The organism is Veillonella sp. (genome assembly GCF_019414865.1).
Taxonomy (GTDB): Bacteria; Bacillota; Negativicutes; order Veillonellales; family Veillonellaceae; genus Veillonella.
In genome coordinates this window covers 1-5480 of record NZ_DXLG01000107.1, presented here as the reverse complement: position 1 = coordinate 5480, position 5480 = coordinate 1, and the positions used below count along the sequence as shown (strand labels likewise).

Annotated in this window: 6 protein-coding genes; 5 read left to right on the top strand and 1 reads right to left on the bottom strand. The window is 38.0% G+C overall.

The annotated features are described in order from the left end of the window. The first annotated feature begins 49 nt into the window (after window positions 1-49). The 3 genes from lspA to pyrR all read left to right on the top strand — a co-directional run bounded on the left by lspA (window position 50) and on the right by pyrR (window position 2165). Window positions 50-490 carry a signal peptidase II gene (lspA, locus tag QZ334_RS06655; protein ID WP_295233009.1) on the top strand — a complete coding sequence of 147 codons (441 nt, stop codon included), beginning with the start codon at window positions 50-52 and terminating at the stop codon, window positions 488-490. 61 nt (window positions 491-551) lie between these two features. After that, the gene (locus QZ334_RS06650; RefSeq protein ID WP_127161426.1) at window positions 552-1475 is read left to right on the top strand and encodes an RluA family pseudouridine synthase; all 924 of its coding nucleotides are present in this window, start codon (window positions 552-554) and stop codon (window positions 1473-1475) included. A 168-nt stretch (window positions 1476-1643) separates the two neighbouring features. Beyond that, a complete protein-coding gene (gene pyrR, locus QZ334_RS06645; protein WP_295233004.1) occupies window positions 1644-2165 on the top strand; it encodes a bifunctional pyr operon transcriptional regulator/uracil phosphoribosyltransferase PyrR in 522 nt (173 codons plus the stop codon). A gap of 44 nt (window positions 2166-2209) precedes the next feature. On the opposite strand, the gene QZ334_RS06640 is transcribed toward pyrR, so the two are convergent. Beyond that, window positions 2210-3403 carry a nucleotidyltransferase family protein gene (locus tag QZ334_RS06640; protein WP_295233002.1) on the bottom strand — a complete coding sequence of 398 codons (1194 nt, stop codon included), beginning with the start codon at window positions 3401-3403 and terminating at the stop codon, window positions 2210-2212. Window positions 3404-3590: 187 nt separating this feature from the next. Here QZ334_RS06640 and QZ334_RS06635 point away from each other — a divergent pair, with 187 nt between their 5' ends. Together QZ334_RS06635 and QZ334_RS06630 are read left to right on the top strand one after the other, a co-directional pair. Then, the gene (locus QZ334_RS06635) at window positions 3591-4154 is read left to right on the top strand and encodes a hypothetical protein (RefSeq protein WP_039969076.1); all 564 of its coding nucleotides are present in this window, start codon (window positions 3591-3593) and stop codon (window positions 4152-4154) included. A 3-nt stretch (window positions 4155-4157) separates the two neighbouring features. Further along, a complete protein-coding gene (locus tag QZ334_RS06630; protein ID WP_295232999.1) occupies window positions 4158-5363 on the top strand; it encodes an acetate/propionate family kinase in 1206 nt (401 codons plus the stop codon). Window positions 5364-5480: the final 117 nt, after the last annotated feature.

Sequence of the window (5480 nt, the reverse complement as noted above, 5' to 3'; positions counted from 1 at the left end):
GGAGATGTGTATAAGAGACAGGATATATATTATTATAAGGGAGTACAGCTTGTTTTATATTATACTAATCCTTTGGTTACTCTTAGATCAATGGACTAAATATTACATTATGAATCATTTTATGTTAGGTGAGTCTTTAGTGGTTATACCCAATGTATTTCATTTAACATATATTATTAATCGCGGTGCAGCATTTGGCATGCTTGCTAATCAGCGATGGTTCTTCTTACTGGTAGCAGTTATTTTGCTAGGCGCATGTGCATATTATTGGAAGCGCTTATCAAAAGGTCCTTGGGCTTTACAGATTGGATCTGCTTTATTAGTTTCTGGTGCTATTGGTAATGGAATTGATCGTTACATGATTCATGGTGTGGTAGATTTTTTTGATTTCCGTTTATGGCCTATCTTTAATGTTGCTGATATTGGTATCTGTGTAGGCGTAGCTTTAGTAGTCTACTATTTATTTACATTAAAAGATGATGATAAATAATTCATATATTATGACATATAATTAATTAATATATGATACTTAACTCATAGAGAGGTAGAGGATGAACGAATATATTGTAAATGCTGAGCAAGACGGTATGAGACTGGATGTATTCTTAACAGAACATATGGAAGGGTCTCGTAGTTATATTCAAAGTTTAATTAAAGGTGGTCACGTTACAGTAGGTGCTAAGGTAGGGAAAGCAAATCTTAGACTTACACCAAATGCTGTTGTACGTGTAGAGATACCGGAGCCTGAATCTGTAGAGGTAAAACCAGAGGATATTCCTTTAGATGTATTGTATGAAGATCATGATATTATCATTGTAAATAAACAACGTGGTATGGTTGTTCATCCTGCGGTGGGCAATTATTCGGGTACACTTGTTAATGCATTGCTATATCATTGTAAGGATTTGTCCGGTATTAATGGTGAGATTAGACCTGGTATTGTTCACCGTTTAGATAAGGATACATCTGGTGTTATGATGGCTGCTAAAAATGATGCAGCTCATATAGGTTTAGCGGAGCAGGTAAAGGAGCATTCTGCTAAACGGACATATTTAGCATTAGTACAAGGTAATATTGTAGAAGAAAAGGGTACTATTAAAGCTCCTATTGGAAGACATCCTAAGGATCGTATGAAAATGGCTGTTGTCTTTGAAAATAGTAAGGATGCAGTCACTCACTTTAACGTGGTTGAACGATTTGGCCATCAAACCTTGGTTGAATGTAATTTAGAGACTGGGCGCACACATCAAATTCGTGTACATTTTGCTCATATTGGACATCCTGTTGTTAATGATCCGTTCTATGGTTACCGTCGTATGGATTTTCCTATTGAAGGACAGGCATTGCACTCTAAATCTTTAGATGTAAAACATCCTATTACAGGTGAAAGTATGCATTTTGAGGCGCCTCTTCCAGATGACTTCAAAGCATGTATAGAGTTTGCTAAAACATATCGAGAAGATAAGCGTAAATAAGCGAAAAAATGAAAAGAAATCAAACGAAATGTAAAGAAACGTAGACAAACGTAGACAAACGTAAATACATGCAAATGAAATAACTGTCTTATATTGTGGTTTACTAAATAATCTTCTAACTATATTTGTAAAGGGGCATAGAGAACTCTGTGCTATAAGGGCGTATATATGGAAAAGAAACGCTTATTGATGGATCAAGATGCTATTATGCGTGCGATTCGTCGTATTAGTCACGAAATTCTAGAACGTAATAAAGGCTTATCTAATGCTCTTATTGTAGGCATTGAACGACGTGGTGTTATTTTGGCAAAACGTTTGCAGGCCGAAATCGAACGCATTGAAGGTATTCGTATTGAATGTGAATCACTCAATGTTGCTATGTATCGTGATGATCGTGATGCTCGCCAAAAAGAGGGGGAACCATGTACGATTGATACAACGGAGAAAACAATCATTCTCGTGGATGATGTACTTTACACAGGGCGTACTATTCGTGCGGCTTTAAATGCATTGATGACATCTGGTAGACCTAAATCTATTCAATTAGCAGTACTTGTGGACCGTGGTCACCGTGAATTGCCGATTCGTGCAGACTATGTGGGTAAAAATATTCCTACATCACATCTTGAAAGTGTACGGGTTGCCGTAGTAGACTTAGATGGTGAAGAAGGGGTTACAATACAGGAATAACCTGTATTGTAACCCCTTTTTTGCTTAAATTACAATTATACTTTTTATTTGATATATTGCGGTGTATATGTATAGTCTGTATGCCCTATACGTTTATCTTCATTATGAAAACATAAGGCTTGTATATCTGTAGCTAGTGTATCTATATGATGCATAGATTTTCCAAGACTATTGAGCTGAGTAGGTACTTTAGCCCATTTTTGGATGAGTGGAATGTCATGTTCAGTTCTCAGCCATTGACGTCCTCTGTCGTTAAAGGCTAGTAATCTGGCGTATTGAGGACCGTCTTGCATAGCGATATTTATCAAGCCTTTCGTAATGCCTAATGTAAGATAGGCACCCATGCGCTGTAAACGGGCATAGGTGTAGCGCTTGGATTTTATTTGCTCAATGGCAGATTCCCATGAAGGCTGTTGTGCTGCTTTTAACCACAAGTGTTCAATACCTTCAGTAAAATCAACAAAAAGCTCTAATTCATTGGCGGTCAGGCGGCGACTCAACATATGTATCATATTATAATATCTATTGTAGTCGACATAGTCATCATTTGTGATTCTATGGGTCATATCATCTAGAATTGATGTTGGAATAGTACTTTGAAGTGTTGAACACATATCTGAGAGATTAGCCGTAGTGATGAGTTGACGCAATGCCGTACCGGATGGTAACTCTTGATTGAAATTGTAATTATGGTGATCCGATGTACGCTGAATAGGAATATATTCTAAGTTTGGATAATATTTTAATGCAGCACGAATATATTCAAGCCCTAATAAGGCATTAGGTGTGCTAAGTGATTCGGAGCCTAGCGCTTTACGGAAGGCTGTACTATAGGACATGCCTTCATTTAAATAATTGCGTAATTCATTTTGGGTGCTTTCATAATCCATACGCTTAGCCGTATGGATGAGTTGATTTAAATCAGTTGTTTCAGAACCAAAGGACAGCATATCAATAGATAAAGATTTAATTAATTGAATGGCACCTGAAGCAAATAGTTGGGCACTACCTAATGAATAAAGCGTAGGAAGTTCGATAACGATATCTGTACCGCCTAGAATAGCCCAACGAGCGCGATCGAATTTTGAGAAAAGGGCTGGTTCGCCACGTTGTACAAAGGAGCCACTCATAATACAGATGCGCAATACATCAGGATATCTTGTAGCTAATGTATGTAGTTGATGTGCATGACCATTGTGAAATGGATTGTATTCGCAAATAATACCGATGGTTTTCATAGTGACTCCTTTCATTAGTGTTAGTGTAACAAAGCATAGAAAGACTGTAAATAAATTTTGAACTTAAGAGGCCGTATAGTAAAAAAATAGACGTAAAAAATGTGTGTAAAACTAAAGTTTTTTGTAGATTTTATTTGTTCTATAGGCTATAATTAACTGTAAATGCTGAATTGATGTGAGGTATATGATGAAACAAAATTGGAAACGTACATTACAAGGGGCTCTGCTCGGTGCTGCGCTACTAGCAATGGCGGGATGTGGCTCTACAAATGTAATGGATACATATAGTTTTGGCCATCAAGTTATCCGTGCTGGTCAATCTGAAATTACCATTGCTTTGCCTTATGAAATGGGTAAAAGCACAAAAAATATGTCTGATGATGGGTATCCAATTGACATTTATGGATCTGTTACAGACCATATGGTGATTGAGGTTGAGGCTTTGCGTGCCGGTGAAAATAAACCATTGCCAACGGTGGATGAGTATGTGAACCGCAGCAAATCTGAGTTTACTAAAATTGGCGGCACCATCAAAGAAGAGTCTGTAGCTTTAGAAGGCGCATCTGCTAAAAAGCTTGATGTGACCTATACAACTCAAGGGCAAACATTTAGATTTTCTCAATACGTATTCTTAGATCATGGCGTATTGTGGAATATAGTCTACCAATATCCTGAAAAGGATCAGGTAGGTGCTGATATCAGCAAAGAAATTCAAAACAAGATTCAAGTTACACAACAGAAAGAGGGTTAATCGATGAACGTATTAGTAGTTAACTGCGGTAGTTCTTCCTTGAAATATCAATTACTTGATATGACAACTGAAACAGAATTGGCAAAAGGTCTTTTTGAGAAGATTGGTGATCAAGACGCTATCTTCACTCATAAACGTCCTAACGCAGATAAATTAGAACGCGTTGAACCAATTTTGAATCATAAAGAAGCTCTTCGTATTTTGCTTGATATTTTAGTTGATGCTGAATATGGTGTAATTAAGTCTATGGACGCAATCGACGCTGTTGGTCACCGTGTAGTACATGGCGGTGAAAAATTCGCTGACTCCGTATTGATCACTCCAGCTGTTATGGAAGCATTAGAAGAATGCTGCGCATTGGCTCCATTGCATAACCCACCAAACATTCAAGGTATCGAAGCTTGTCAAGCTATCATGCCTAACGTACCACAAGTTGGTGTATTCGATACTGCATTCCACCAAACAATGCCTAAAGAAGCTTACATGTATGCTCTTCCTTACGAATACTATGAAGATTATGGCATCCGTCGTTACGGTTTCCATGGCACATCCCACAAATATGTTGCACAACGTTGCGCTGAATTGATGGGTAAACACATGTCTGATCTTCGTATCATCACATGTCACTTAGGTAATGGTTCTTCCGTATCCGCTATTAAAGGTGGTCGCTCCATCGATACTACAATGGGCTTTACTCCATTGTCTGGTTTGATCATGGGTACTCGTACTGGTGATATTGACCCAGCTATCGTTCCATTCTTGATGAACAAAACTGGCATGAACTACGATGAAGTAGACACTATTATGAATAAAAAATCCGGTGTACTTGGTATTTCTGGTGTGTCCAATGACTTCCGTGTTATCGAAGAAGCAGCATCTAATGGTAACAAACGTGCTCAATTAGCATTGAACATGTTCCATTACAAAGTTCGCCGCGTAATTGGTGCATTCGCAGCAGTTATGGGTGGCGTTGATGCTATCGTATTCACAGCTGGTATCGGTGAAAACGGTATCGGTAACCGTGATGCAATCTGCAACGGTTTAGAATACTTGGGTACTCGCATTGACTCTGAACGCAACAACATCCGCGGTAAAGAACAAGAAATCAGTGCTGAAGGCTCCAAAGTTAAAATCTTCGTAATCCCTACAAACGAAGAAATCATGATTGCTCGCGATACTCAACGCATTACAGCATCCTTGAAAAAATAATATAGTTCGTATCTGAACTAGGTGACTAATAGAGTCATAAAACCCCGTCTATATCATAGATATAGGCGGGGTTTTTGTAGTTTTTATACTTAGAATACCTTATAATAGAATGTATAG

What these genes read in the sequence shown, in the direction of transcription:
- QZ334_RS06640 (WP_295233002.1), bottom strand. Translation starts at nt 3,403, where the DNA reads ATGAAAACCATCGGTATTATTTGCGAATACAATCCATTTCACAATGGT.
- QZ334_RS06635 (WP_039969076.1), top strand. Translation starts at nt 3,591, where the DNA reads ATGAAACAAAATTGGAAACGTACATTACAAGGGGCTCTGCTCGGTGCT.
- QZ334_RS06650 (WP_127161426.1), top strand. Translation starts at nt 552, where the DNA reads ATGAACGAATATATTGTAAATGCTGAGCAAGACGGTATGAGACTGGAT.
- pyrR (WP_295233004.1), top strand. Translation starts at nt 1,644, where the DNA reads ATGGAAAAGAAACGCTTATTGATGGATCAAGATGCTATTATGCGTGCG.
- QZ334_RS06630 (WP_295232999.1), top strand. Translation starts at nt 4,158, where the DNA reads ATGAACGTATTAGTAGTTAACTGCGGTAGTTCTTCCTTGAAATATCAA.